We start from the raw sequence: 23962 nt of genomic DNA on the forward strand, positions 1-23962 counted from the left end.
GTCCCTGTCCCGCCTACCCCGCCAGCTTCACGTCCGAACCCCGCACGCTGATCTCCACGCCGTCCGGCGCGGCCTGCACCTTGTCCAGCTTGATGCCGCCGGGCAGCTGGTCGATGGCCTGCTGGAAGTCGGTGATCGTACGGACCCGGTCCTCGGCGACCGCGGCGGCGCCCAGCTTGGGCAGGGAGTCCGCGTGCACCTCGACCTTGTCGTTCACCACGCTCACCGAGCTGAGCACCGACACCGTCTGCTTGATCCCGAGGGAGGCGACGGTGCCCTCCACCTTGACCTTGATCTTGCCGTTGCCGCCGTCGGAGAGCCCGACGACCCGGGCGCTGACCCCGGGGGCGACCTCGGTCGGCTCGGACTTGGCGGTCTTCAGCAGCTCGGCGTAGGAGACGGTCGCGGTACCGGTCGCGGTGGCCGCGGTGGCCGAGCTGTAGTCGCCGGAGAACTCGACGCCCTTCATGTCGGCCTTGAGGTCGTCGATCCGGATGGTCTGGCCGGGCTTGCCGGTGGCCGCCTCGTAGTCGTCGATGCCGACCTCGACGTCGTCCAGGGAACCGCCGGCGACCTGGGTGAGGAAGGGGAAGCCCTTGATGTCCACGTCCGGGGTCGAGGCCAGGTTCTCGCTCGCCTTCAGCTTGTCCGCCGCCTCGCCCTCGGCGAAGTGCACGGCCACCCGGTCCACGATCACGAACAGCGCGCCCAGGATCACGACGACGATCAGGAGTATTCGCAGGGCTCGCATGTGGTGGTTCCCCCGGTCGGTGACGGTGTTCGGAGTCCGGTACGGATACGCCACGGTAACCCTGCCGGGTCCGGCCGCCGGGGAATTGTGGATCAGTTGTGACAGGGGCGCCGGACCTACCCTTGAACCATGTACGCCCGGCGTCGGCACATCTACTTCACCATGATGGGGACGTGTATCGGCCTCTTCGTCCTGGCCTGGGGAGTCGTGCGCATCTGGTCCGTGCCCGCGGCCGTGGGCATGTGCGTCGTGGCCATGGTCATCCCGCCGGTGGCCGCGATGATCGCCAACCGGCGCGGCCCGGACGACCGCTGGTGGGACGACCCGTCCGGCGACCCCCAGTCCGACGACTGGTGGGACGAGCTGGACGGCAAGAAGCGCCCGCCCCGCTAGACGGGGGCTTGCGGGGCCCGACGAAGACCGGCGTCGACGGCGGCTGGACCGCCGGACCGACGGTGCGGTCCGTCACGGGCCTGCGAGCACCGGGCTCGGTCAGTAGACGAGGGCCTGGGTGCCCTCGCCCAGGGCCTCCTGCACGAAGACCTGCGCGCCCGCGATCCGTACGCCCTCGATGACGTCCTTCTCCGTGATCTCCCGGCGGGCGGCGCACTGCGTGCACAGCGTGACGCGCCCCGCCGCGAGGACGGACTCGATCAGGTCCGGCAGCGGGGCGGCGTGCGGCAGCTCGAACTCGGCGGCCCGTCCCGGCAGCGCGAACCAGGACGACTCCCCGGTCAGCCACAGCGACACCTCGACCCCGCTGGCCACGGCCACCGCCGCCACCGTGAACGCCTGCGAGCACCGCTCGGGCGCATCGGCCCCCGCCGTCACCTTGATCACGAGCTTCTTCGCCATGCCCGAATCGTAGAGCGGATCAGGCGGGCGCCGGCCCCGCCGAGCCGGCCGGACGCCCGGGCGGCCCTCGTCAGGAGCGCCCGGCCCCGGCCGCGTAAGCTGGGCCCCGGCTCTGTCGTATTCCCCCAGGCCCTTCGGGCAGGGGGCCCCCGACCCTCGCTCAAGGAGCACCCGTGGAGATCTTCTTCGAAACCCTGCTGGTCCTGGTCTGCGTCGGCGTACTCGCCTTCGCCGGTCTGACCGTGAAGAAGCTGTACCAGGGCCAGCGCTGATCCCCATCCACGAAAGCTTGCGCTCATGATCGAGATCCCGTCCGACCTGCACAAGGACCTCGTCCCGCTCGCCTTCCTGCTCGGCAACTGGGCCGGCGCGGGCGTGCACGACTTCCCCGGCGCCGAGAAGTGCAACTTCGGCCAGGAGGTCAGCTTCAGCCACGACGGCCGGGACTTCCTGGAGTACCGCTCCAGCACCTGGGTGCTGGACAAGGACGGCAACAAGGTCCGCCCGCTGGAGTCGGAGTCCGGCTTCTGGCGGATCCACGCCGACCGCAAGGTCGAGGTCACGATGACCCGCGACGACGGCGTCATCGAGATCTGGTACGGCGAGATGGCCGACCAGAAGCCGCAGATCGACCTGGTGACGGACGCCGTCGCCCGCATCGCGAGCGCGCAGCCCTACAGCGGCGGCAAGCGGCTGTACGGGTACGTGAAGAGCGACCTGATGTGGGTGGGCGAGAAGCAGACCCCCGAGGTCTCGCTGCGCCCCTACATGTCGGCCCAGCTGAAGAAGGTCGTCTCCGCCGAGGACGTCGAGCGCTGGGCCAAGGCCCTGCCCGACGACATGCCGGACGACGGCATCGCCTTCTTCAAGTAGATCGCGCCCGGGGCGGACGCTGCCGCGAGCGCCCCGGCCGACCTAGACTTCCGGTGTGGTGAACACCGACTGGAAGAGCGACCTCAGGCAGCGCGGCTACCGGCTGACGCCGCAGCGCCAGCTTGTCCTCGAAGCCGTGGACACCCTTGAGCACGCGACCCCCGACGACATCCTCGTGGAAGTGCGGAAGACGGCGTCTGGGGTCAACATCTCCACCGTCTACCGGACGCTGGAGCTGCTGGAGGAGCTGGGCCTGGTCAGCCACGCCCACCTCGGGCACGGGGCGCCGACCTATCACCTCGCCGACCGCCACCACCATCTGCACCTGGTGTGCCGCGACTGCGAGAACGTGATCGAGGCCGATGTGGAGGTCGCGTCCGAGTTCACGGCGAAGCTGCGCGCGCAGTTCGGCTTCGACACCGACCTGAAGCACTTCGCGATCTTCGGCCGCTGCGAGGGCTGCTCGCTGAAGAGTTCAACTACCACGTCGTAGGCTGGCGGTATGAAGAGCCCCCTGCTGTCCCTGCCAGGCGCCGTCCCCGCCGAGGGCGTGGACGAAGGTGTCGCCGCCCACTACGGCGACCTGTTCCGCGAGCAGCGCGCCCTCGCCGACGGCACCGGATTCGTCGACCTCTCCCACCGCGGGGTCGTCGCCGTCTCCGGCGCGGACCGGCTGAGCTGGCTGCATCTGCTGCTCACCCAGCACGTCAGCGACCTGCCCGCGGGCCAGGCCGCCGAGGCCCTGATCCTCTCCGCGCACGGGCACATCGAGCACGCGCTGTACCTGGTGGACGACGGCACGACGGTCTGGGCGCATGTGGAGCCCGGCACCCAGGACGCGCTGATCGCGTACCTGGAGTCGATGAAGTTCTTCTACCGGGTGGAGGTCGCCGACCGGACCGGTGACACCGCCGTGGTGCATCTGCCCGCCGGCTCGATCGCCGAGGTGCCCGCCGGTGCCGTCGTCCGCGAGACGGCCCACGGGCGTGACGTCTTCCTGCCGCGCGAGGACCTGGAGTCCTTCGCGGACGCGCACGGGCCCGCCGCGGGCCTGCTCGCGTACGAGGCGCTGCGCGTCGAGCACCACCGGCCCCGGCTCGGCTTCGAGACCGACCACCGGACCATCCCGCACGAGCTGGGCTGGATCGGTACGGCCGTGCATCTGCAGAAGGGCTGCTACCGCGGCCAGGAGACGGTCGCCCGGGTCCAGAACCTGGGCAAGCCGCCGCGCCGGCTGGTCTTCCTGCACCTGGACGGCAGCGAGGTCCACCTGCCGGTGGCGGGCACCGAGATCCGGCTCGCGGACGACGGCCCGGAGGGGCGCAAGATCGGCTTCGTGACGACGTCGGCACGCCACCACGAGCTGGGCCCCGTAGCGCTGGCGCTGGTCAAGCGGAACGTGCCCCTGGACGCGCGGCTCGTGGCCGGGGAGACGGCCGCGGCCCAGGAGGTCGTGGTCGAGCCCTAGCGCCGCGCGGCGCTCGATCCGGACCTCGGCCGGCGCCTAGACCTCGATCAGTACGGTGAACGGGCCGTCGTTCGTCAAGGACACCCGCATCTGCGCGCCGAAGCGGCCCGTGGCCACCGTCGCGCCCAGGGCCCGCAGCCGGGCCACGACCTCGTCGACCAGCGGTTCGGCGACATCGCCCGGGGCCGCCGCGTTCCAGGTGGGGCGGCGGCCCTTGCGGGCATCGCCGTAGAGCGTGAACTGGCTGATCACCAGCAGCGGGGCATCGGTGTCGCTGCACGACCTCTCGTCGTGCAGCAGCCGGACCGTCCACAGTTTGCGGGCCAGCTGGGCCGCCTTCTCCGCGGTGTCCTCATGGGTCACCCCGACCAGGACGCACAGCCCCTCGCCCTCGATCGCGCCGACCGTCTCGCCGTCCACGACGACGCTCGCGCCGTCCACCCTCTGCACCACCGCACGCATGCGGACCATCATGCCGGGTGTGCGGCGCCGGGCCGCAGGGGGCCCAATATGGATCTCTTACCGCCCATCTGGGGCCGTTCGGGGGCACTCGGTCACATTGCGGCCAGTTGGGGTGGCACGATGCTTGCACACGCCGGTCGAGGGGACGGTCACAAGCAGATGAGCACACCGAGTACCAGTGGGCGGCTGGACGCGCAGGGGACGTACCGGCCGCCCGCGCAGCGCGCTGACGGCACCACGGGTCCGGCGCTGCCCGACGAGCCGCCCGAGCACGACCTGGCCCGGCTGAGCCTGCCCGAGCTGCGCGCCCTGCGCCGCGACGCCCAGCGCGACGAGGCGGACCTCAGCTATGTCCGGCGGCTGCTGCAGGGCCGGATCGACATCCTGCGCGCGGAGCTGGGCCGGCGCGGCCGGGCGTCCGTACCGGCGCCGGCGGACGGCGCCGTGGTCGACCGGCTGCCGGAGATCCTCAAGGACGCCCCGGCCCGGCACCGCTCCTCGGCCCGCCATGTCACGCTCGGCACCCCGCACAACGAGGAGTACGGGCAGCTGGCCGCCGAGATGCTCGCCGAGGTCGAGCTGTCCGATCTGACGGCGCGCACGGATCTGGAACTCTCCGCCGCCATGGGCCGGTTGGTCCGCTACGAGCAGGAGGTCTCCCGGTGCCGCCAGCGGCTCCAGCGCACGGCGGACGACTGCAGCGGGGAGATCGCGCGCCGGTACCGGGTGGGCGAGGCGCAGGTGGACGACCTGCTGATGTGAGGAGCCGGGGCCGCACGAGAGGGCGTCGCCCCCGTGAGGCCGACGCCCTGGTGTGTGCGTCCGGGTGACGGTGCTGCCCGGACCCTCTCGGTCGCTCCCCTCTCCCGATGACAGGCTGACTGTTCATCCGTAGCGAGCTGTTCAGTTGTGGCTGTGCGCTGTCCGTATGCAGATGTCGCTGTTCGGTTGTGGCTGTGCCGGCTGTTCAGTTGTGGCTGTGCGCTCCGACGGCCGCCCCCTGCCCGGGCTCCCGGCTCCCCTCCGGAAGGGAGCCCGGTCGGCCAACCACTGGGAAGCTCGACCATGTCGTTCAAGTTGGTAGCCAACTTCACTGTACTTATCTCCGTTCGATGAGACTCATAACCAGCTGTCGCTGAACTGCCCTAAGTTGGCGGGAAGTTGTAGGGTTTCATCGTGGAACCGGAGCACGCCTCCGCCAGTGGACGGCCAAGGCCACAGCGGCCCCGCTCGTCCCACCGCGAGATCGCCGACGAACTGCGCGACCGGATCAGGTCCGGTGTGCTGCGGCCGGGTGAACGCATGCCCACGCAGGCGAAACTGGCCGACGAGTTCGGGGTCGAACGGGGTGCCGTGCGCCAGGCGTTGCGCATCCTGCAGGCGGAGCGGCTGCTCACCAACGTCTCCAAGGGCAGCCCCGCCACCGTGGCGGCCGGTCCGGCGCCCGTCCTGCCCGCGACCCATTCCCCGGCGCCGCCGCAGCCCACCATGGTGGGTCTGGCCCCGCGGATCGCCGCCGCCTTCGCCGGGCCGCACGTGCGGATCGACGCGCTCTGCCTGACCTCGGTCTCGCTGACGCTGGCGATCGGCGAGCCGCTGCGGCAGATCCACGCGGGACAGCTGAAACCGGCCAAGATCGACGTACGGCTGCTGCTGCCCAGCCGGGACATCGACCTCGCCTTCCCGACCCCGGTGGGCGCCGGCGACGGGGGCCTGCTGCACCGGCGCTGGCTGGCCCAGCGCAACGCCCAGGGCCTGGTGCTGCGGCAGAACCTGCTGGCGCTGTGCACCACGCACGGCGTCGACGTGCGGGTCTCCTTCCGGGCGCTGCCCTTCACCCCGCCGGTGAAGCTGTACCTGCTGAACGGCTCCGAGGCGCTCTTCGCGTACTACACGCTGGGGCGCCGGGAGCGGGAGATCGAGCACGAGCACGTGGAGCTGTACGACGCCGACGGCACCCGGTCCATGCTGTTCGCCTTCGAGCGGCGGGCCGGGCGGCGGGACGCGGCGTTCGTGGAGCAGTCGCGGCTGTGGTTCGACGCGCTGTGGGAGACGATCAGCTCGGATCTGGTGCTGACGCCGTAGCGCGGGGCCGGCGGCGGCACAGCGAGCGGGACCGCGCCCGCCGGGCTTCCCCTTTCAGTCTGCCAACTTGGCCAAGTTGGCAGACAACTCCGTTTGCGTTGTGCTCACCTGGTCGATGATTGCAAACAACTTCGGGACAACTCCCGGTAGATGGATGGGGGTTGTAGCGTTTGGCTGTGACCCAGGAGAACGTGGCAGTGAACGGCAGCAGAAGGCTCACACCCCACGAGATCGCCGACACCCTGCGCGAACGCATCCGGACCGGAGCCCTGCGCGTCGGCGAGCGGCTGCCCACCCAGGCCGACCTGGCCGAGGAGTTCGGCGTGGAGCGGGGCGCCGTGCGCCAGGCGCTGCGCGTGCTGCAGGACGACGGGCTGCTCAGCAACGTCAGCAAGGGCAGTCCGCCGCGGGTCGCCGGTCCGCCGCCCGCGCACGAGGGGCCGCAGCCGACCATGGTGGCCCTCGCCCCCCGGCTGATCGAGGCCTTCGCCGCGCCGCACGTGCGCATCGACGCCGTCTGCCTGACCGCGCAGAGCCTGATCCCCGCCCTCGGCGAGCCGCTGCGCCTGATCCACGACGGCCGGCTGCGGCCCGAGCGGATCGACGCCCGCATCCTGCTGCCCTCCCGGGACATCAACCTCGCCTTCCCGGTCTCGGTCGACGCCGGCAGCGACGACGACACCGTCCACCAGCGCTGGCTGGCGATGCGCAACGCCCAGGGCCAGGTCCTCCAGTACAACCTCCAGGCCCTGCGCGGCACCCACGACATCGACGTGCGGGTCACCTTCCGGGCGCTGCCGTTCACCCCGCCGGCCAAGCTGTACCTGCTCAACGGCGCCGAGGCGCTGTACGCGTACTACATGGTCACCCGCCGCGAGGAGCCCACCGAGAGCGGCGGAACGCTGGAGATGTACGACACCCTCGGCTCGGAGTCCCTCCTGTTCTCCTTCGAGCGGCGGGCCGGGCAGCGGGACGCGGCGTTCGTGGAGCAGTCGCAGAAGTGGTTCGACGCCCTCTGGGAAACCATCACGACGGACCTGACACTCTCCTAGTGACTTCTGATGCGACGACGCGGACCGGACAGAGCGCGGACGACCGCGGCGGCCTGCGGGATCTGATCGAGCGCGCCCGGGTGGTCCTGTGGGACTTCGACGGACCGATCTGCCGTCTGTTCGCGCGGCACAAGGCGGAACGGGTGGCGGCCGAGCTGGTGGACTGGCTGGCCGGGCGCGGGCTGCGCAACCTGCTCAGCGACTCCGAGCGCGAGACGCTCGACCCGCACGCGGTGCTGCGGGCGGTGGACCTGCGGCACCCCGGCAGCGACCTCGTGGCCGAACTGGAGGAACGCCTCACCCAGGAGGAGCTGCGGGCCGCGGGCTCCGCGTGGCCCACCGCCTACGCCGACCCCCTGATCCGCACCTGGGCCGCGGTCGGCTCCCGCCTCGCCATCACCACCAACAACTCCCCCAAGGTGGTCCGCGCCTACCTGGACGACCGCGGCCTCGCCCCCTGCTTCGCACCCCACATCTACGGCCGCACGGCCGATCTGAGCCTGCTCAAGCCCGACCCGCACTGCCTCGACCGGGCCCTGAACGCGATGGGCTCGGCCCCCTCGGCGGCCCTGATGATCGGCGACTCGCCCTCCGACCTCGCCGCCGCGAACGAGGCCGGCGTGCCGTTCCTCGGCTACGCGCCCAGCGAGCGGAAGGGCAAGATCCTGCGGGAGGCCGGAGCCGCACGGGTCGTCGGCTCGTTCGAACCCCTGCTGCGCACGCTGCGCGGCCGGTGACCCGGGCCCCGGCCCCCCGTCCGCGGTCACCGTGCCGCCCCCGCGCACCACACGCGGCACCACACGCGGCACCGCGCGCGCAAGCGCCGGAACGGCGGCACGCATGCGATAGCATCCGCCCAACCGCTTGAGCGACCGCTCGGGTTACCGCGTACGGCACGGCGAACGAGCCGGCCCCGGCCGACCGGCGCGGACTGGCGGCCGACCACCCATCGGGCTGCTGGTCCGGCATCCGGACGTGTCGACCACCCGCCGGGAAGTCAGTGTTTCCCCGCCCCGTCCCGTCGTCCGCCCCGCCCCGTCGTCCTTCGCCGACGTCCCGTCCTCCCTCCCTCCCTTCCTTCTTTCCTTCCGTCCTTCCAGCGCAGCGCGATCGAACCCGGAGCGGCCAGTGGGCGCACCTTCTGTCCCCCGCGGCACGACCGGGGCGCGTGCCGGCCGGGCGCTGCCGGAGGCCGTCTGCCGGGCCTTCGTGGCGGAGGCCGTCGCACGGGGCCGCGCCGACGGCGGTTTCCACCACCACAACCATGTCCTGCCGCTCACCGAACCCATGGCCGCCCTGCTCGGCCGGGCGCCGGGCACCCTGGTGACCGTACGGCTGCCCCGCGCGGACGCCCTGCCCGTGGTGATCCGCACCTGGCGGAACGAGGCGGCGGTCCTGCGGGCCGTCGGGGGTGTGCTGCCCGGGGTGCCCGAGTGCCTGGCCGAGGGGGACGGCTTCGCCGTCCACAGCCATGTGGACGGCGTCCCGCTCTCCCGGATCTGCCCGGCCGGCAAACCCGTGGACGGCCCGCTGATCGGGGCCCTGGCGGAGCTGCTCGCCAGGACGGCCCAGGTGCGCGGCGCCGCCCTGCCGCCGCTGCCGTCCCTGTGGCCCGGCAACCACACGGACAGCCGGGGCTTCCTGCGGACCCTGCTCCGGCTGGCCGAGCTGCGGATCCGGGAGCCCAACCGGCGCCGCTTCGGGGGCCTGTTCGCCGCCCTCGGCATCCCCGAGGACGCCCTCGTCCGGCTGGCCGAGCGGGTCCCGGCGATGTCCCGCCGCCCGTACGGCCTGCTCCACGGCGACCTGCACCGCGACAACGTGATCATGGCGTACGGCGAGGACGCGCCGCCGGTCCCGGTCGACTGGGAGCTGGCCAGCTACGGCGACCCGCTGTACGACCTCGCCGTCCACCTGGTCCGGATGCGCTACCCGGACCACCAGTGGGACGAGGTCGTCGACGCGTGGGCGCGCGCCCTGCGGGCGGTGCGGCCGGCGGCCGCGGCCGGTGCGGGCCGGGATCTGCGCCACTACATCGCCTTCGAACGGGCGCAGTCCGTGTACCCCGACGTGATGCGGGCCGCCGCCTCGCTGGAGGAGTCCTTCGACCAGGAGAGCCTGGACGAGGCGACGGCCCGGGTGCACCGGGCGGTGTCGGCGGCGGCGGAGCCGCTGCGGCTCGACCGGGTGCCGGACCGGGAGGAGATCGAGCGGATCCTGTTCCGCTGGCGGGCGTCCGTGCGGCCGGGCACCGGGACGGGGACCGGTGCGGCGCCGGCCGGCGGCGGGCCGTGGCGGGGGACCGGCTCCCGTGCGATCGGCTGGAAGCCGGACCGGCGCGTGCCGCAGCGACCCGACTTCCCGCACTGGGCCGTCGCCGACGCCCTGCTCCTGGAGGGCGCGGCGCCGGCCCACCGGATCTTCAAGGGCACGGCGCACCTCACCACCGTGCTCCGGGTCCCCGGCACCCCGTTCCCGGTCGCCGTCCGCCGCAAGTTCGCGCACATCACCCGGCGCGAGAGCAGCTTCCTCAGCGAGCACGGCGTGCTCCAGGCCATCGAGCGGTCCGGCGCCGCGGTCTGCGCGCCCCGGGTGCTGGCGCTGGGCGAGAGCCACTCACGGGACCGCTCCGGCATCCGCAGCTACTCCGGCGACCTCTTCACCGTCCACACCTACGAGGGCCCCGCCGACACCCGCCGGCGCCCCGAACACCCGGTGAACGGACTGCTCCCGCACGAGGCGGACGGCCTGGTCGACCAGCTGGCCGCGCTGACCGGGGTCGACTACGCCCCGGTCGACCCGCTGGCCGGCCGGCCCGGCTTCTACGCCTGGCTCAGCGACCAGCTGGTCGCGCTGGTGGCCCGGCTGCCCAAGGAGTCCCAGCAGCTGGCCCGGTTCCTCGGCCTGCCCGCCGCGCCCCGGCTGCGCGAGATCCTCGCCCGGCACCAGGTCACCGACCGCGCCCCGGCCCTGCTGCACGGCGACCTCAACCCCTGGAACCTGGTGCGCCGTGCCGGCCGCCCGGCGCTGACCCTCATCGACTGGGAGCTGGCCCTGGTCGGCGACCCGCTGTACGACCTGGTCCGGCACATGCACCTCACCCCGACCCGGCCGGAGATCCGGGACCGCATGTTCCGCCGCTGGGAGAGCCGGCTGCCCGCCCGGTTCACCAGGAACTGGCAGGAGGACTGGCGGGTGTACCGGTGGATCGAGATCGTGCGCTCCGCCTACGTCGACCTCGACCGGCTGGTCACCGGCGCGAGCCTGGACGCCCCCAACGTCCGCCGCGCGGTCGACTCGTACGCGATGACCCTGGCGGCGGCCACCGCGTCGCTCGGCCTGTCGTCCCGGCACCGGACCAGCCCCTGCCTGTCCCGCGCCCTGGCCTGGCCCGCCCGCCCGGACGGAGCCGCGTAGGCTCGTCCCAGCGGGCCCGGTGCGGGCCCGGTGCGGGTCCGGTGCGGGTCCGGTCGGCTCACCGGCCTCGCGCGCGACCCCCCGCCGGGGGCGCCACGTACTCCGCCAGGTGCTCCCCGGTGACCGTCGAGCGGGACGCGACCAGGTCGGCGGGGGTGCCCTCGAAGACGATCCGGCCGCCGTCGTGGCCGGCGCCGGGACCGAGGTCGATGATCCAGTCGGCGTGCGCCATGACCGCCTGGTGGTGCTCGATGACGATCACCGACTTGCCGGCGTCGACCAGCCGGTCCAGCAGGCCCAGCAGTTGCTCCACATCGGCGAGGTGCAGACCGGTGGTCGGCTCGTCCAGGACGTACACCCCGCCCTTCTCGGTCATGTGCGTGGCGAGCTTCAGCCGCTGCCGCTCGCCGCCGGACAGCGTGGTGAGCGGCTGGCCGAGGGTGAGGTAGCCGAGGCCTACGTCGGCCATGTTCCGCAGGATGCGGTGGGCGGCCGGGGTGCGGGCCTCCCCGTCGCCGAAGAACGCCTCCGCCTCCGTCACCGGCATCGCCAGCACCTCGCTGATGTCCCGGCCGCCGAGGCGGTACTCCAGCACCGAGGCGTCGAACCGCTTGCCCTCGCACTCCTCGCAGGTCGTGGCGACCCCGGCCATCATCGCGAGGTCGGTGTAGACGACACCGGCGCCGTTGCAGCCCGGGCAGGCGCCCTCGGAGTTGGCGCTGAACAGCGCCGGCTTCACGCCGTTGGCCTTGGCGAACGCCTTGCGGATGGGGTCGAGCAGCCCCGTGTACGTTGCCGGGTTGCTCCGCCGCGAGCCGCGGATCGGCGCCTGGTCGACCGAGACGACGCCCTCGCTGCCCGGGATCGACCCGTGCACCAGGGAACTCTTGCCGGAGCCGGCCACCCCGGTGACGACGACCAGCACACCGAGCGGGACGTCGACGTCGACGCCCTGGAGGTTGTGCGTGGTGGCGCCGCGGATCTCCAGGGTTCCGGACGGCTCGCGCACCGTCTTCTTCAGGGCGGCCCGGTCGTCCAGATGCCGGCCGGTGAGCGTGCCGGCGGCGCGCAGCCCGGCGACGGTGCCCTCGAAGCAGACGGTGCCGCCGGCCGTACCGGCGCCCGGGCCGAGGTCCACCACATGGTCGGCGATCGCGATGACCTCCGGCTTGTGCTCGACGACGAGCACCGTGTTGCCCTTGTCCCGCAGCCGCAGCAGCAGGTCGTTCATCCGCCGGATGTCGTGCGGGTGCAGGCCGGTGGTCGGCTCGTCGAAGACGTACGTCACATCGGTCAGCGAGGAGCCGAGGTGGCGGATCATCTTCGTCCGCTGGGCCTCCCCGCCCGAGAGCGTGCCGGCGGGCCGGTCGAGGGAGAGATAGCCGAGGCCGATCTCCACGAACGAGTCGAGGGTCCCGCCGAGCGAGGCGAGCAGCGGCGCCACCGAGGGCTCGGCCAGGCCGCGCACCCACTCGGCCAGGTCGCTGATCTGCATCGCGCAGGCGTCGGCGATGCTGATCCCGTTGATCTTCGAGGACCGGGCCGTCTCGCTGAGCCGGGTGCCGTCGCAGTCGGGGCAGGTGGTGAAGGTGACCGCCCGGTCCACGAACTCCCGGATGTGCGGCTGCATCGCCTCCCGGTCCTTGGCGAGCATCGACTTCTGGATCCGCGGGATCAGACCCTCGTAGGTCATGTTGATGCCCGCGATCTTCATCCGGGTCGGCGCGCGGTGCAGGAAGTCGTCCAGCTGCCGCTTGGAGAACGTGCGGATCGGCTTGGCCGGGTCGAAGAGGCCCGACTCGGTGTAGAGGCGGTAGTTCCAGCCACCCGGCTTGTAGCCCGGGATGGTGAGCGCGCCCTCGTCGAGTGACTTGTCGGCGTCGTAGAGCTGGGTCAGGTCGATGTCGGTGACCGCGCCGCGGCCCTCGCAGCGCGGGCACATGCCGCCGGTGACACTGAACTCGCGGCGCTCCTTGACCGTCTTCCCGCCGCGCTCCACGGTGACCGCGCCCGCGCCGCTGATCGAGGCGACGTTGAAGGAGAACGCCTTGGGCGAGCCGATGTGCGGGGTGCCGAGCCGGCTGAACAGGATGCGCAGCATCGCGTGCGCGTCGGTGGCGGTGCCGACGGTGGAGCGCGGGTCGGCGCCCATACGCTGCTGGTCGACGATGATCGCGGTGGTCAGCCCGTCGAGGACGTCGACGTCGGGCCGCGCCAGCGTCGGCATGAAGCCCTGGACGAACGCGCTGTACGTCTCGTTGATCAGCCGCTGCGACTCCGCGGCGACGGTGTCGAACACCAGTGAGCTCTTGCCGGAGCCGGACACGCCCGTGAACACCGTGAGCCGGCGCTTGGGGATCTCGACGCTGACGTCCTTGAGGTTGTTCTCGCGCGCGCCGTGCACGCGGATCAGCTCGTGGCTGTCGGCGGCGGGTGCCGCGTTCGCCGTACCGTCCGTCCGCATGGGGATGCTCATCATCTCTCCGTCCGTGGGGCCGCCTCCGCCACGCTAGCCGGGCCCGCCCGGACGCCGCTTCTCGATTCCTGACCGGTTCCTGACCACCCGTTCCCCCTGCCCCTGACCACCCTCCCCTGACCACCCTCCCCTGACCACCCGTTCCGGCCCCGCCCGGTCACACCCGCTCGGCACCCGAGAGGTCGTAGCCGGTGAAATCGGAGACCGGGACGTACCCGATGCGCTGGTAGAGCGCGGTGCTGGTGGGGTTGGCGGGGTTCGCGAACAGGACGACGTCCGTCGCGCCCGCGGCCAGCGCGGCCCTGCTCACCTCGACGGTCACGGCGCCCGCGTAGCCGCGGCCCCGGAGGCGGGCCGGGGTGTAGACGGGGTCCACCCGGACCATCCCGCCGGTCATCGCGGTCGAGCCCGCCATGGAGACGGGAGTGCCGTCCGGGGTCTCCCAGAACGTGAAGCGCTTGTCCGCGAACCGGGTGCGGGCCCAGGAGCCGGCGTCGATGGCGGGGTCCTCCCCTACGGAGGCGGCGAACTCCCCGCACCAGCGCATGAGGTGCCCGTGGTCCCGCTCGCCCACGACACGGCCCCGGCCGTCGGGTACCGGCAGCGGCGGGGTGAGCGTGCCGAGCCGGTAGAGACGGGCTCCCCAGTCGCGGGCCGGAGCGATGCCGGTGTGCCGCTGCCAGGCCGCGGCGAAGGCGGTGGCGGTGTCGTGGTCGGCGGTGACGCCGGAGAAGCGGTGCCCGAGGCCGGCCAGCTCGGCGGCGAGGGTGTCGGCCTGCCCGGGGGACAGGGCGGTGAGGGTCAGGCGGCCGGTGGGCCGGCGGTAGAAGAGGGCGCGCACCTCGCCCGCCGACTCCAGCCGGCCGAAGACGGTGGCCCCGGCCCCGTGGGCGTCCGCCCCGTCCGTGCGCAGCTTCTCGATCGTCGTCAGGGGTGTGTTGTGCAGCGCGGGGCGCGAGCGCAGGAAGTCCCCGGCGCGGGCGAGGAAGTCGTCGATGTCTTCGGTGAGGTGCCAGCCGTCCGGGCGCATGCCTCAGACTTCCACACGCGCGGGCAGCACCGCAGGGGTTCGCGCGGAGCGCGGAAAGGAGCCGCGGCGCCGCCCTCCGTCCGGTGGAAGATCCCTCCGACCGCGCGTACGTCTCCGGCGCACCGGCCGTGGATCGTCTCGCGTGGGACGCGGTTGCGGCCCGGTGTCTCGGCCGACCCGGGGGCTGTGCGCCGTGCCGGCCGCGCGCTCCGCCCGCGAACTCGTCGAGAAGCTCGAACAGGACCTTGATCGCGCGTTCTTCGTCCCCGGGCGGACGGTTCCAGATGTCCTCCCAGCCTGCTCACCCCCGGCAGGGGCCGAGCGTCACGCCGGCGGCGGGGTGAGTCGGGCGGCCACGGCGTCGAGGACCCAGTCCAGGCCGGTCGCGAAGGACGTCTCGGCGTCCACGTCCGTGCCGTCGTGCACGGCCTTCGCCAGCGCCGGGAAGCGGCCGGTGGCCAGCATTCTCGTCACATGCGGGCCGGAGGCGCGCTGCCAGTCGCGCTTGGACAGGCCGGTCGCGCGCTCGGCCCGCAGGTTCGCGATCTCGCGCCTGATCGCGCCGGTGAAGTAGGCGCTGACGGTTTCCACGGCGCGCATGACGGTGTCGACGTCGGCGAGGCCGTCGAGGGCGCCCAGCGTGGCCTCGGCCACGGCGAGGCCGTTCGGGCCGAGGGCCGGTCGGCCGCCGAGCAGGTCGGCCAGCCATTCGTGACGGAGCGCGGCCCGCCTGGTGCGGTGGGCGAGGCCGCGCAGCGCCTCCCGCCAGTCACCGGGGTGCTCCTCGGGGAGGATCTCGGCCTGGACCTCGTCCACCATGAGGTCGAACAGCTCTTCCTTGGTGGAGATGTATCCGTACAGCCGCATCGGGCCGGCGTTGAGCCGGGCGGCGACCTTGCGCAACGACACCGCCTCCAGCCCGCCCTCGTCGGCCAGCGCGATGGCGGCGGCGACGATCCGCTCCCGGTCGAGCGGCACGGGTCGAGTCGGCGGCTCGGGCCGGTCCCACACAGTCATGGCCACATCGTACTGTTGCGATACGCCGTACTGAGAAAATACAGTGTATCGACATGAGACATCGCATCGCCGTGGTCGGCGGCGGCCCCGCCGGCCTGACCTTCGCCCGTGTCCTGCACCGCCACGGCTGCCCCGTCGCCGTCCTCGAACGCGATCCCGCCCCCGGCGCCCGCCCGCCGGGCGGCACGCTGGACCTCCAGGAAGGTCTGGGCCAGCTCGCGCTGGACAAGGCGGGTCTGCTGGCGGAGTTCCGGGCGCTGTCCCGCCCCGAGGGGCAGGCCATGCGCATCCTGGACACCGACGGGACCGTCCTGCGCGACTGGCCGGCCCGCCCCGATGACCGGGCCAATCCCGAGATCGACCGCGGGCACCTCCGTGACCTGCTGCTCGGCCCTCTCGACGTCCAGTGGGGCCGGGGTGTGACGCGGGTGGTGCCGGGGGCCCGGGGGGAGGGCGCACGGGTCCACTTCGCGGACGGGCGACAGGAGGCGTTCGACCTCGTGGTCGGCGCGGACGGCGCCTGGTCCCGGGTCCGCCCGGCGGTCTCGCCGGTGACGCCGCACTACACCGGTGTCACCTCGGTCGAGACCTCCCTCGACGACGTCGACACCCGCCACCCCGGCCTCGCCCGGTTGACCGGCGACGGCTCCGTGGCCGTGTACGGGGTGAACCGCGCGCTCGTCGCCCAGCGCAGCAGCGGCGGCCACGTCAAGGTGTACGCCCAGTTCCGCGCACCGCTGGACTGGCACGCGGACCTGGACCTGGCCGACGCCGAGGCCGTGCGGTCGAGCCTGCTGGCCCTGTTCGACGGCTGGGCCGCTCCCGTCCTCGACCTCCTCCGCCACGGCACCGCTTTCGTCCACCGCCCGCTCTACGTCCTGCCCGTGTCCCACACCTGGACCCACGTCCCCGGGGTGACGCTCCTGGGCGACGCCGCCCATCTGATGCCCCCGCTGGGGGCGGGCGCGAACCTCGCGATGCTGGACGGCGCCGAGCTCGCCGAGTCCATCGCCGCCGGCCCCGGAGATCTGGACGAGGCCGTCCGCGCCTTCGAGGAGCGGATGCGGGCGCGGGCCGGCCGGTGGGCGAAGATCACGGCGGCCGGCCTGGAGCGCCTCGTGAGCCCGGACCCCGCCGAAGCCCTCGCCCTCTTCGACGAGGTCCAGCCCTCCTGACGGCCGGGTGCGAGAGCACCCCCGTCGCTGGCGTGTCTCTTGACCGCTCAGGCGAGGCAAGGGGCTTTCGGCGAGCCTCGTAAGGTGTAGGCATGTGGACCCAGCACACCCAGGCTCTGTGATCACGAGGTATTGAGGGCGATGCCGTAGGGCGTCGCCCTCCTTGGCGTGCCTGCTAGATGATCCATCTTCCTTGCGTCGCCCGCACCGAGGCGGCGGGATGCGGGCCTCGTCTTCTTGCGACGGAGGCCTCTGAGAGTGTGCAGGCACGGTCCCTTTCCTTCACCGTCGCCAGGAGTGCCTTGTGCCTGCGTTGCTTCCCCCTGCCCTCGAACCGTTCCTCGACTCGCTGCGCTGTCCGGTGTGCCGCATCAGTCTGCGACCCGACCATGGCTCACTGCGCTGCGCGGCGGGCCACACCTTCGACATCGCGCGTCAGGGCTACGTCAGCCTCCTGACGGGCGCTCGAGCCACCAGCGGTGACGACGCAGCCATGGTTCAAGCGCGTAACCAGTTCTTGTCCACCGGCAGGTACGCCCCCATCCGCCAGACCCTGACCCGTATGACAGCCGACGTCCTGCCTGGTCAAGGCACGGTCGTGGACATCGGATGCGGCACCGGCTACTACCTGGCCGGCGTACTCGATCAACTGCCCGGCGCCCGCGGCCTAGGGCTGGACGCGTCCGTACGCGCCTTGCGCTCGGCGGCCCGAGCCCATCCGCGAGCCGCTGCGGCGAGTTGGGACGTCTTCCGCCCCTTCCCGTTGGCCGACCAGACGGTCGACGTGATGCTGGACGTGTTCGCCCCGCGCAACCCGCCCGAATTCCATCGAGTGCTCCGTCCGACCGGCCGATTGATCGTGGTGCGCCCCGTCGAGCGGCACCTGGCCGAGCTGCGGGGCCACATCCCCGCGATGGTCACGATCGACCCGGACAAGGAACAGCGACTGCACCAGGCGTTGGACCCCTGCTTCGAGGCCGCCTGCACCGAGCACGTCGAATACACCGTGCCCCTGACCAGGCAAGGAGCCATCGACCTGGTGGGGATGACGCCGAGCGCACGCCACCTGACCCACGCGGACCTGAGCGCCCACGGCCCCCTGCCTGACCAGGTCACCGTCTCCGTGCTGGCCACTTCCTACCGGCCTCGGTGACCACGAGCGGACATCGCGGGTAGACAGGGAACGGACAGCAGCGGTCACCGCTCCTGCACCATGGTCACCATTCCTTCGACACACTATTGCAAGCGTGTGCTTGCAATAGTTAGCGGGAGTGGGGCAAGGTGGGGGCATGGCATCGCTGAACGTCGGCAACCTCGGTGAGTACCTGCGCGAGCAGCGGCGGAGCGCCCAGCTGTCGCTGCGGCAGCTCGCCGACGCCGCCGGCGTGTCCAATCCGTACCTGAGCCAGATCGAGCGCGGGCTGCGCAAGCCGAGCGCGGAGGTGCTCCAGCAGGTCGCCAAGGCCCTGCGCATCTCCGCCGAGACCCTGTACGTCCGCGCCGGCATCCTCGACGCCGAGCGGGACCGCGACGAGGTCGAGACGCGCGCCGTGATCCTGGCCGACCCCTCGCTCAACGAGCGGCAGAAGCAGGTGCTGCTCCAGATCTACGAGTCCTTCCGCAAGGAGAACGGATTCGGGGTCGGCGAGTCCGCCGAGGGCGAGGGGGCCGGGTACGGCACCGTGGACCAGGGGACCGGCGGCGCGGGCCGTACGGCTACGGCCGGTGCGGGCGATGCCGCCGGAAGTGACACGGACGCCGGTCCGCGGCGGACGGCCGGCTGACGCCGGACCAGGGCTCCGGACGCCCGCCGCGGACCACACCAACCCAGCCGAACGCGAATCCGATCCGGGAGGACCCTCACCATGGCCATCACCGACGACCTGCGCAAGACCTTCAGCGACCCGACCCCGTTCTACTTCGCCGCCGGTACCGCCGATCTGGCGCTCCAGCAGGCCAGGAAGGTGCCGGCCCTGGTCGAGCAGCTGCGCACCGAGGCCCCGGCCCGTATCGAGGCCGTGCGCAACACCGACCCCAAGGCCGTGCAGGAGAAGGCCGCCGCCCGGGCCAAGGAGGCGCAGGAGACCTTCCAGGCCAGGGTCAACGGCCTGATCGGCACCCTCGACGGCGACCTGAAGAAGCTCGGCGAGACCGCCCAGGACCTCGCCCTGCGCGGTGTCGGCGTCGCCGCCGAGTACGCCGTCAGGGCCCGCGAGACCTACGAGAAGGTCGCCGAGCACGGTGAGCAGGCCGTGAAGGGCTGGCGCGGCGAGGCCGCCGAGGAGATCGAGGAACTGGCGATCGCCGTCGAGGGCAAGCCCGAGCCGGTCGAGGTCAGGACCGACGAGCCGAAGCCGGCCGCCGCGAAGGCCGAGCCCGCCGCGGAGAAGAAGCCCGTGGCGAAGAAGGCACCGGCGCCCCGCAAGAGCACCACCACGAAGAAGACCACGCCCCCGGCGCAGTGACCCCGGCCGCGTGACCATGACCGGGGAGACGGGTGCGGGCCGGGCACCTTCGGGGTGTCCGGCCCGTTCTAATGGGTACGGTGGCGGCGTAGCGGGATCGGTATTCAACGGGCGGTGGGCAGCATGCTGATGTTGGGCTTCGCGGGGTTCATGGGCATCTTGAAGATCGTCCTGATGGCCCTGGCAGCGTTCGGGCTCTTCGACGCCGCGTTCCGGCGTGAGGACGCCTTCCGCGCGGCCGACAAGCAGAACAAGGTCTTCTGGCTGATCATCCTCGGCATCGCGCTCGTGGTCAGCTACCTGTTCTCGCTGCTGTCCATCCTGCCGATCGCCGCCGCGGTCGCGAGCATCGTCTACATCGTGGACGTACGCCCCGCCCTCCGGCAGGTCGGCGGAGGCAGTGGCTGGGGCCGCCGTCGCGGCAGCAGCAGCGACGGCCCGTACGGCCCGTGGAACGGCGGGCGCTAGCGGCACCCCGCACCCGTCGGTGACTCGGTGACAGCCGAAGGGCCCGCACCCGCCGGGGACGGCGGAGCGGGCCCTTCGGCGATGCGCCGCTCAGCCGGTCGGGACGAAGTCAGCGGTCCGGTCGAAGTCAGCGGTCGGGTCGAATCAGCGGTCGGGTCGAATCAGCGGTCCGGTCGAGTCAGCCGGTCGAGTCAGCCGGTCCGGTCGAGCAGGACGACCGCGACGTCGTCGGTCAGCTCGCCGCCGTTGAGATCGCGGACCTCGCTCACCGCCGCACGCAGCAGACTCTCCCCGCGCAGCCCCTCGGAGAGCTGCCGGCGGATCATCTCCACCATGCCGTCCTGGCCGAGCCGGTCCCCGCCCGCACCGATCCGGCCCTCGATCAGGCCGTCGGTGTAGAGCATGAGGCTCCACTCGGCGCCCAGCTCCACCTGCATCCGCGGCCAGCGGGCGCCGGGCAGCAGGCCCAGGGCGGGGCCGTTGTTGTCGTAGGGGAGCAGTCGCGCCTGGCGGCCGGGGCGGGCGATCAGCGGGGCCGGGTGACCGGCCAGGCACAGGCCCGCGCGGCGGCCGTCGGGCGCGATGTCCACCGTGCACAGCGTCGCGAAGATCTCCTCGTCCGAGCGCTCGTGCTCCAGCACCTGCTGCAGGGTGCTCAGCAGCTCGTCCCCGCACAGTCCGGCCAGGGTCAGCGCCCGCCAGGCGATGCGCAGCTCCACGCCGAGCGCGGCCTCGTCCGGGCCGTGCCCGCAGACGTCGCCGATCATGGCGTGCACGGTGCCGTCGGGGGTGCGCACGGCGTCGTAGAAGTCGCCGCCGAGCAGCGCCCGCGAGCGGCCGGGGCGGTAGCGGGCGGCGAAGCGCAGCGAGGAGCCGTCCAGCAGGGGCGTGGGCAGCAGCCCGCGCTCCAGGCGGCGGTTCTCCTGGGCGCGCAGCCGGCCCTCGGCCAGCCGACGCTCGGCGCTGTCGGAGCGCTTCCGCTCCACCGCGTACCGGATGGCCCTGCTGAGCAGGCGGCCGTCCAGCTCGTCCCGGAAGAGGTAGTCCTGCGCGCCCACGCGTACGGCCTCGGCGCCGCGCTCGGCGTCGCCCGAGGCGGTCAGCGCGAGCACGGCGTGCCGGGGCGCGAGCCGCAGCACGTGCCGGAGCACGGCCAGCTCGTCGTCCGTGTCGCTGCCGCCCGGCGCCGAGAGCGCCAGGTCCAGCAGGATGCAGTGCACGTCGTCGGTGAGCAGCCGCTCGGCCTCGGTGAGGTTGCGGGCGGTGCGGACGCGGATCGGCTTGCCGGTCGAGTCGAGCAGGTCGGGCACGATCGGCGAGCCGGCCGGATCGTCCTCGATCAGCAGCAGGGTGAGAGTGGCGCCGGTGCCGTTCAGGGCCGCGGCGTCGCGGTGGGCCTCTTCCTTGAGGGGGCCGCCGACGGTGCGTGCGGCCTGCGCCTGACCACTCTCCACGGCCGGGATCGCTCTCTGCCGCGGTACGGGTACGGGCATCGTTTGGGTTCCTTCCCTCCCCCCGAGGGCATGGCGGTGTCGAGGGGTCTCGAACCACCGACCGGGACCATAGCGGCTACGACCACCCCGATGGAATGGTGTGAGCCGCGTCGCTCCCGAGCCCGCCGCTGTCATATGCCGCTTTCCGTACCGCAGTTGGACACCGTGATGATCCGGACGGGATGACGAAGCTCACTTCCGGCACCGGTTTGGGCGGGGGTTGAGGTGGAGTGGGTCACATGGCGGGGCGCACCGGGCCCGCGTCGGGCCCGGGGCGGGGGTACGCGTGCGGCCGGGGGCGGGGTCACTCGGGCGGCTCGGGACGGGGTCACGTGTGCGGCTCGGGACGGGGTCACGTGCGCGGCTCGGGACGGGCACGCGTGCGGCCCCGGGCGGGCTTGCGCGTGCGGCCCCGGCGGGGTCACGCGTCCGGTCGTACGACGCCCAGGATCGGCATCGAACCGGCGCCCGCGATCGTCACCGTCCGCCCGGGGCGCGGGGCGTGGATGATCGCGCCGTCCCCTATGTACATGGCGACATGGCTGGCGTCGTCGAAGTAGATGATGAGGTCGCCGGGGCGCATGTCCTTCACGTCGACGTGCCTGAGCTGCTTCCACTGCTCCTGCGAGGTGCGCGGGACGGCGTGCCCGGCCGCCTCCCAGGCCTGGGAGGTCAGCCCCGAGCAGTCGAAGGAGTCCGGCCCCTCGGCGCCCCACACATAGGGCTTGCCGAGCTGCTCGGTGGCGTACCGGACGGCCTTCTCGCCCTGCGCCGAGGCCTTGCCGGCGACGTCCTTGAGGACACCGGTGCCGACCCAGGCGGTCTGCGCCTTCTCCGCGGCCTCCCGCTCCAGCTGGGCGAGGCGCTCCTTCTCCTTCTTCTCCAGCCGGGATTCCAGCTTCTCGGCCGCGTCGATCCGCTTCTGGATCTTCTTCTTGGCGGCGGCCTTGGCCTTGCGGTTGGCTTCCAGCTTCTCCCAGTGGGCGGAGGCGTCGTCGGCGTACTGCTGCAAGTCCTGCTGGGTGCGGCTCGTTTCACCCATCAGCTTCTTCGCCGCCCCCTGCCCCTGGAGCACCCGGCCGGCCCCGTCGAGGAAGGCGCCCGGGTCGTCGCTGAGCAGGAACTGGGCCGAGGCGGACAGGCCGCCGGTGCGGTACTGGTCCCTGGCCGCCGCGCCCGCCTGGTCCTTGAGCTTCTCCAGCCGCTGCCGGCCCTCGACGATCTTCTTCGCCAGCGCCACGATCTCGGCGGACTGCTTCTTCGCCTTCTCCTCGGCCGCGTTGTAGGCGTCGGTGGCCACGGCCGCGTCGTGGTAGAGCTTGTCGAGCTTCTCCCGGACCTCCTCAAGGTCCTTGCCCGGTGCGGGAGTCGGCTTCGGCGGGGGAGTCGTCGTCGGTGCGGGCGTGGGCACCGGGGCCGCGAACGCCGTGCCGGGCGCCGCGAGGACGGTCACCGCGCACACCACGGTCAGGGCGGCCGTGAGCAGCCCGCGCTTGCCCGAACCCATACTTCCCCCAAACTGATTTACCGTCAGTAACTTACGGTCGCCTGAGGGATCGTGCCACGGCCGCGCGCAAAGCGACAGAGGTCGTCGGAAACCGGAATTCCCCCGCCGGCGGCCGGATACGACGATCACCTCGCCGATGTGACGTACGACGCAGGCCGAGCGTTCCCGTGGCCGTCGACATGTCACGGGGCGCGCGCCGACAGGTACGCGGGGCAATCCGCGTGCCGGCAGGGGGTGGTCAGCGCACCGGCGCCAAGGCCCCCCAGGCCACGGTCACTTCGCCCTGCCGCCAGCGCGCAGGGGAGTCCGTCACCGGCCAGTCGGCCGTCAGTTCCCGTACCGCGCGCAGCCAGCGCTGCCGGGCGCCGTAGGCGGCGTAGGGCGCGGCGGCGGCCCAGGCGCGGTCGAAGTCACGCAGGAAGGCGTGCACCGGCTCGCCCGGGACATTGCGGTGGATCAGCGCCTTCGGCAGGCGTTCGGCGAGGTCGGAGGGGCGGTCGAGGGAGCCGAGCCGGGTGGCGAAGGTGACCGTGCGGGGACCTTCGGGGCCGAGCGCCACCCACACGTGCCGACGGCCGATCTCGTCGCACGTGCCCTCCACCAGCAGTCCGCCGCGCGAGCCGTCGCCCGCCGGGGCGAGCCGCGCGCACAGCCGCTGCCACACCGCGGCGACCTGGTCCTCGTCGTACTGCCGCAGCACGTTGGCGGCCCGGATGAGCACCGGGCGCCCGGGTACGGGGATCTCGAATCCGCCGTGCCGGAAGGCGAGCCCCTCCCGCTCGTACGGCCGCGCCGCCGCCACCCGCTCCGGCTCGATCTCGATGCCGACCACGCGCGCGCGGGGGGCGGCGGTGCGCAGCCGGCCGAGCAGCTCGACGGCGGTCCAGGGCGCGGCGCCGTAGCCGAGGTCGATCGCCAGCGGGTCCGCGGCGCGGCGCAGCTCGGCGCCGTGCGCCGCCGCGATCCAGCGGTCCATGCGGCGGAGCCGGTTGGGGTTCGTCGTCCCGCGCGTGACCGTTCCCACGACGGCGGCACCCGCGGCCGGGCGAAGCCGAGAGTGGGGGAGGGTCGCTGGGCGGGCCTTCATACGTACGAGGGTATGCGGGGCCGCGAGGGCGAAACGCCGCGCCGCTTCCGTGACAGGGGCCCACCCGCTTCCCTGACAGGGTCCCGTCTGTCTCCCGGACAGGGTCCCGCCCGTCCTCCCGGTAGGGCGCCGCCTGCCTCCCCGGCAGGGCCTGGCCGTCTTCCCGCGGGGCGCCGCCTGTCTGCCTGGCAGGGCTTGTCCGTCTTCCCGGCAGGGTCTCGCCTCTCTCCCCGGCAGGGGCCCGTCTGTCTCCCCGGTAGGCCGCCCGTCTCCCCGGTAGG

The 23962-nt window shown here is 72.6% G+C and carries 23 protein-coding genes; 14 read left to right on the forward strand and 9 right to left on the reverse strand.

The window, feature by feature from the left end; genetic code table 11:
- Window positions 1-13 precede the first annotated feature (13 nt).
- Window positions 14-751 (reverse strand): DUF2993 domain-containing protein, encoded by a 738-nt coding sequence (locus tag ACF073_RS15390; protein WP_392070094.1) that lies wholly within the window; start codon window positions 749-751, stop codon window positions 14-16.
- Window positions 752-880: 129 nt separating this feature from the next.
- On the opposite strand from ACF073_RS15390, the gene ACF073_RS15395 reads away from it, so the two are divergent.
- Entirely contained in the window at window positions 881-1144 is a 264-nt protein-coding gene (locus tag ACF073_RS15395) for a DUF3099 domain-containing protein (protein WP_392070096.1), read from the forward strand.
- A 99-nt stretch (window positions 1145-1243) separates the two neighbouring features.
- On the opposite strand, the gene ACF073_RS15400 is transcribed toward ACF073_RS15395, so the two are convergent.
- The gene (locus tag ACF073_RS15400; protein ID WP_392070098.1) at window positions 1244-1606 is read right to left on the reverse strand and encodes a DsrE family protein; all 363 of its coding nucleotides are present in this window, start codon (window positions 1604-1606) and stop codon (window positions 1244-1246) included.
- A 297-nt stretch (window positions 1607-1903) separates the two neighbouring features.
- Between ACF073_RS15400 and ACF073_RS15405 the strand changes: the two genes are divergently transcribed.
- The 3 genes from ACF073_RS15405 to ACF073_RS15415 are packed head-to-tail and all read left to right on the forward strand — an operon-like array spanning window position 1904 to window position 3947.
- Window positions 1904-2479, forward strand: a complete 576-nt coding sequence (locus ACF073_RS15405) for an FABP family protein (protein WP_392070100.1) — start codon at window positions 1904-1906, stop codon at window positions 2477-2479.
- A gap of 55 nt (window positions 2480-2534) precedes the next feature.
- Entirely contained in the window at window positions 2535-2972 is a 438-nt protein-coding gene (locus ACF073_RS15410; protein WP_392070102.1) for a Fur family transcriptional regulator, read from the forward strand.
- A 9-nt stretch (window positions 2973-2981) separates the two neighbouring features.
- Window positions 2982-3947, forward strand: a complete 966-nt coding sequence (locus ACF073_RS15415; protein ID WP_392070104.1) for a YgfZ/GcvT domain-containing protein — start codon at window positions 2982-2984, stop codon at window positions 3945-3947.
- A 36-nt stretch (window positions 3948-3983) separates the two neighbouring features.
- On the opposite strand, the gene dtd is transcribed toward ACF073_RS15415, so the two are convergent.
- Window positions 3984-4409, reverse strand: coding sequence for a D-aminoacyl-tRNA deacylase (gene dtd / locus ACF073_RS15420; RefSeq protein ID WP_392070106.1), 426 nt, complete (start codon window positions 4407-4409; stop codon window positions 3984-3986).
- A gap of 159 nt (window positions 4410-4568) precedes the next feature.
- Here dtd and ACF073_RS15425 point away from each other — a divergent pair, with 159 nt between their 5' ends.
- The 5 genes from ACF073_RS15425 (at window position 4569) to ACF073_RS15445 (ending at window position 10963) form a co-directional block, all read left to right on the forward strand.
- Complete coding sequence (locus ACF073_RS15425; RefSeq protein WP_392070108.1) at window positions 4569-5171, forward strand: aerial mycelium formation protein; 603 nt, start codon at window positions 4569-4571, stop codon at window positions 5169-5171.
- A 414-nt stretch (window positions 5172-5585) separates the two neighbouring features.
- Window positions 5586-6494 carry a winged helix-turn-helix domain-containing protein gene (locus tag ACF073_RS15430; RefSeq protein ID WP_392070110.1) on the forward strand — a complete coding sequence of 303 codons (909 nt, stop codon included), beginning with the start codon at window positions 5586-5588 and terminating at the stop codon, window positions 6492-6494.
- A 170-nt stretch (window positions 6495-6664) separates the two neighbouring features.
- Window positions 6665-7546, forward strand: a complete 882-nt coding sequence (locus ACF073_RS15435) for a GntR family transcriptional regulator (RefSeq protein ID WP_392070112.1) — start codon at window positions 6665-6667, stop codon at window positions 7544-7546.
- A complete protein-coding gene (locus ACF073_RS15440; protein ID WP_392070114.1) occupies window positions 7546-8283 on the forward strand; it encodes an HAD family hydrolase in 738 nt (245 codons plus the stop codon). The genes ACF073_RS15435 and ACF073_RS15440 overlap by 1 nt, the downstream gene beginning before the upstream one ends.
- Before the next feature lie 391 nt (window positions 8284-8674).
- A complete protein-coding gene (locus tag ACF073_RS15445; RefSeq protein ID WP_392070116.1) occupies window positions 8675-10963 on the forward strand; it encodes a phosphotransferase in 2289 nt (762 codons plus the stop codon).
- Window positions 10964-11021: 58 nt separating this feature from the next.
- Here ACF073_RS15445 and ACF073_RS15450 read toward each other — a convergent pair whose 3' ends face one another.
- The 3 genes from ACF073_RS15450 to ACF073_RS15460 form a co-directional block, all read right to left on the reverse strand.
- The gene (locus ACF073_RS15450; protein ID WP_392070118.1) at window positions 11022-13439 is read right to left on the reverse strand and encodes an ATP-binding cassette domain-containing protein; all 2418 of its coding nucleotides are present in this window, start codon (window positions 13437-13439) and stop codon (window positions 11022-11024) included.
- A gap of 157 nt (window positions 13440-13596) precedes the next feature.
- A complete protein-coding gene (locus tag ACF073_RS15455) occupies window positions 13597-14469 on the reverse strand; it encodes a GNAT family N-acetyltransferase (RefSeq protein WP_392070120.1) in 873 nt (290 codons plus the stop codon).
- A 324-nt stretch (window positions 14470-14793) separates the two neighbouring features.
- Complete coding sequence (locus ACF073_RS15460) at window positions 14794-15486, reverse strand: TetR/AcrR family transcriptional regulator (RefSeq protein ID WP_392070121.1); 693 nt, start codon at window positions 15484-15486, stop codon at window positions 14794-14796.
- Between the two features lie 53 nt (window positions 15487-15539).
- Between ACF073_RS15460 and ACF073_RS15465 the strand changes: the two genes are divergently transcribed.
- The 5 genes from ACF073_RS15465 to ACF073_RS15485 all read left to right on the forward strand — a co-directional run bounded on the left by ACF073_RS15465 (window position 15540) and on the right by ACF073_RS15485 (window position 19594).
- Window positions 15540-16661 (forward strand): FAD-dependent oxidoreductase, encoded by a 1122-nt coding sequence (locus ACF073_RS15465; RefSeq protein ID WP_392070123.1) that lies wholly within the window; start codon window positions 15540-15542, stop codon window positions 16659-16661.
- Window positions 16662-16965: 304 nt separating this feature from the next.
- Entirely contained in the window at window positions 16966-17814 is an 849-nt protein-coding gene (locus ACF073_RS15470; protein ID WP_392070125.1) for a putative RNA methyltransferase, read from the forward strand.
- Window positions 17815-17950: 136 nt separating this feature from the next.
- Window positions 17951-18445 carry a helix-turn-helix domain-containing protein gene (locus tag ACF073_RS15475; RefSeq protein ID WP_392070127.1) on the forward strand — a complete coding sequence of 165 codons (495 nt, stop codon included), beginning with the start codon at window positions 17951-17953 and terminating at the stop codon, window positions 18443-18445.
- An 81-nt stretch (window positions 18446-18526) separates the two neighbouring features.
- Complete coding sequence (locus ACF073_RS15480) at window positions 18527-19126, forward strand: hypothetical protein (RefSeq protein ID WP_392070128.1); 600 nt, start codon at window positions 18527-18529, stop codon at window positions 19124-19126.
- Between the two features lie 114 nt (window positions 19127-19240).
- A complete protein-coding gene (locus ACF073_RS15485; RefSeq protein ID WP_392070130.1) occupies window positions 19241-19594 on the forward strand; it encodes a DUF2516 family protein in 354 nt (117 codons plus the stop codon).
- Between the two features lie 191 nt (window positions 19595-19785).
- Here ACF073_RS15485 and ACF073_RS15490 read toward each other — a convergent pair whose 3' ends face one another.
- The 3 genes from ACF073_RS15490 to ACF073_RS15500 form a co-directional block, all read right to left on the reverse strand.
- Window positions 19786-21087: a PP2C family protein-serine/threonine phosphatase gene (locus tag ACF073_RS15490; RefSeq protein ID WP_392070132.1), complete on the reverse strand. Its 1302-nt coding sequence runs from the start codon at window positions 21085-21087 to the stop codon at window positions 19786-19788.
- Window positions 21088-21508: 421 nt separating this feature from the next.
- Window positions 21509-22594, reverse strand: a complete 1086-nt coding sequence (locus tag ACF073_RS15495) for an NlpC/P60 family protein (protein WP_392070134.1) — start codon at window positions 22592-22594, stop codon at window positions 21509-21511.
- Between the two features lie 238 nt (window positions 22595-22832).
- Entirely contained in the window at window positions 22833-23618 is a 786-nt protein-coding gene (locus ACF073_RS15500; protein WP_392070136.1) for a class I SAM-dependent methyltransferase, read from the reverse strand.
- Between the last annotated feature and the right edge of the window lie 344 nt (window positions 23619-23962).

Source organism: Streptomyces sp. NPDC015171 (genome assembly GCF_043079545.1).
GTDB lineage: Bacteria > Actinomycetota > Actinomycetes > Streptomycetales > Streptomycetaceae > Streptomyces.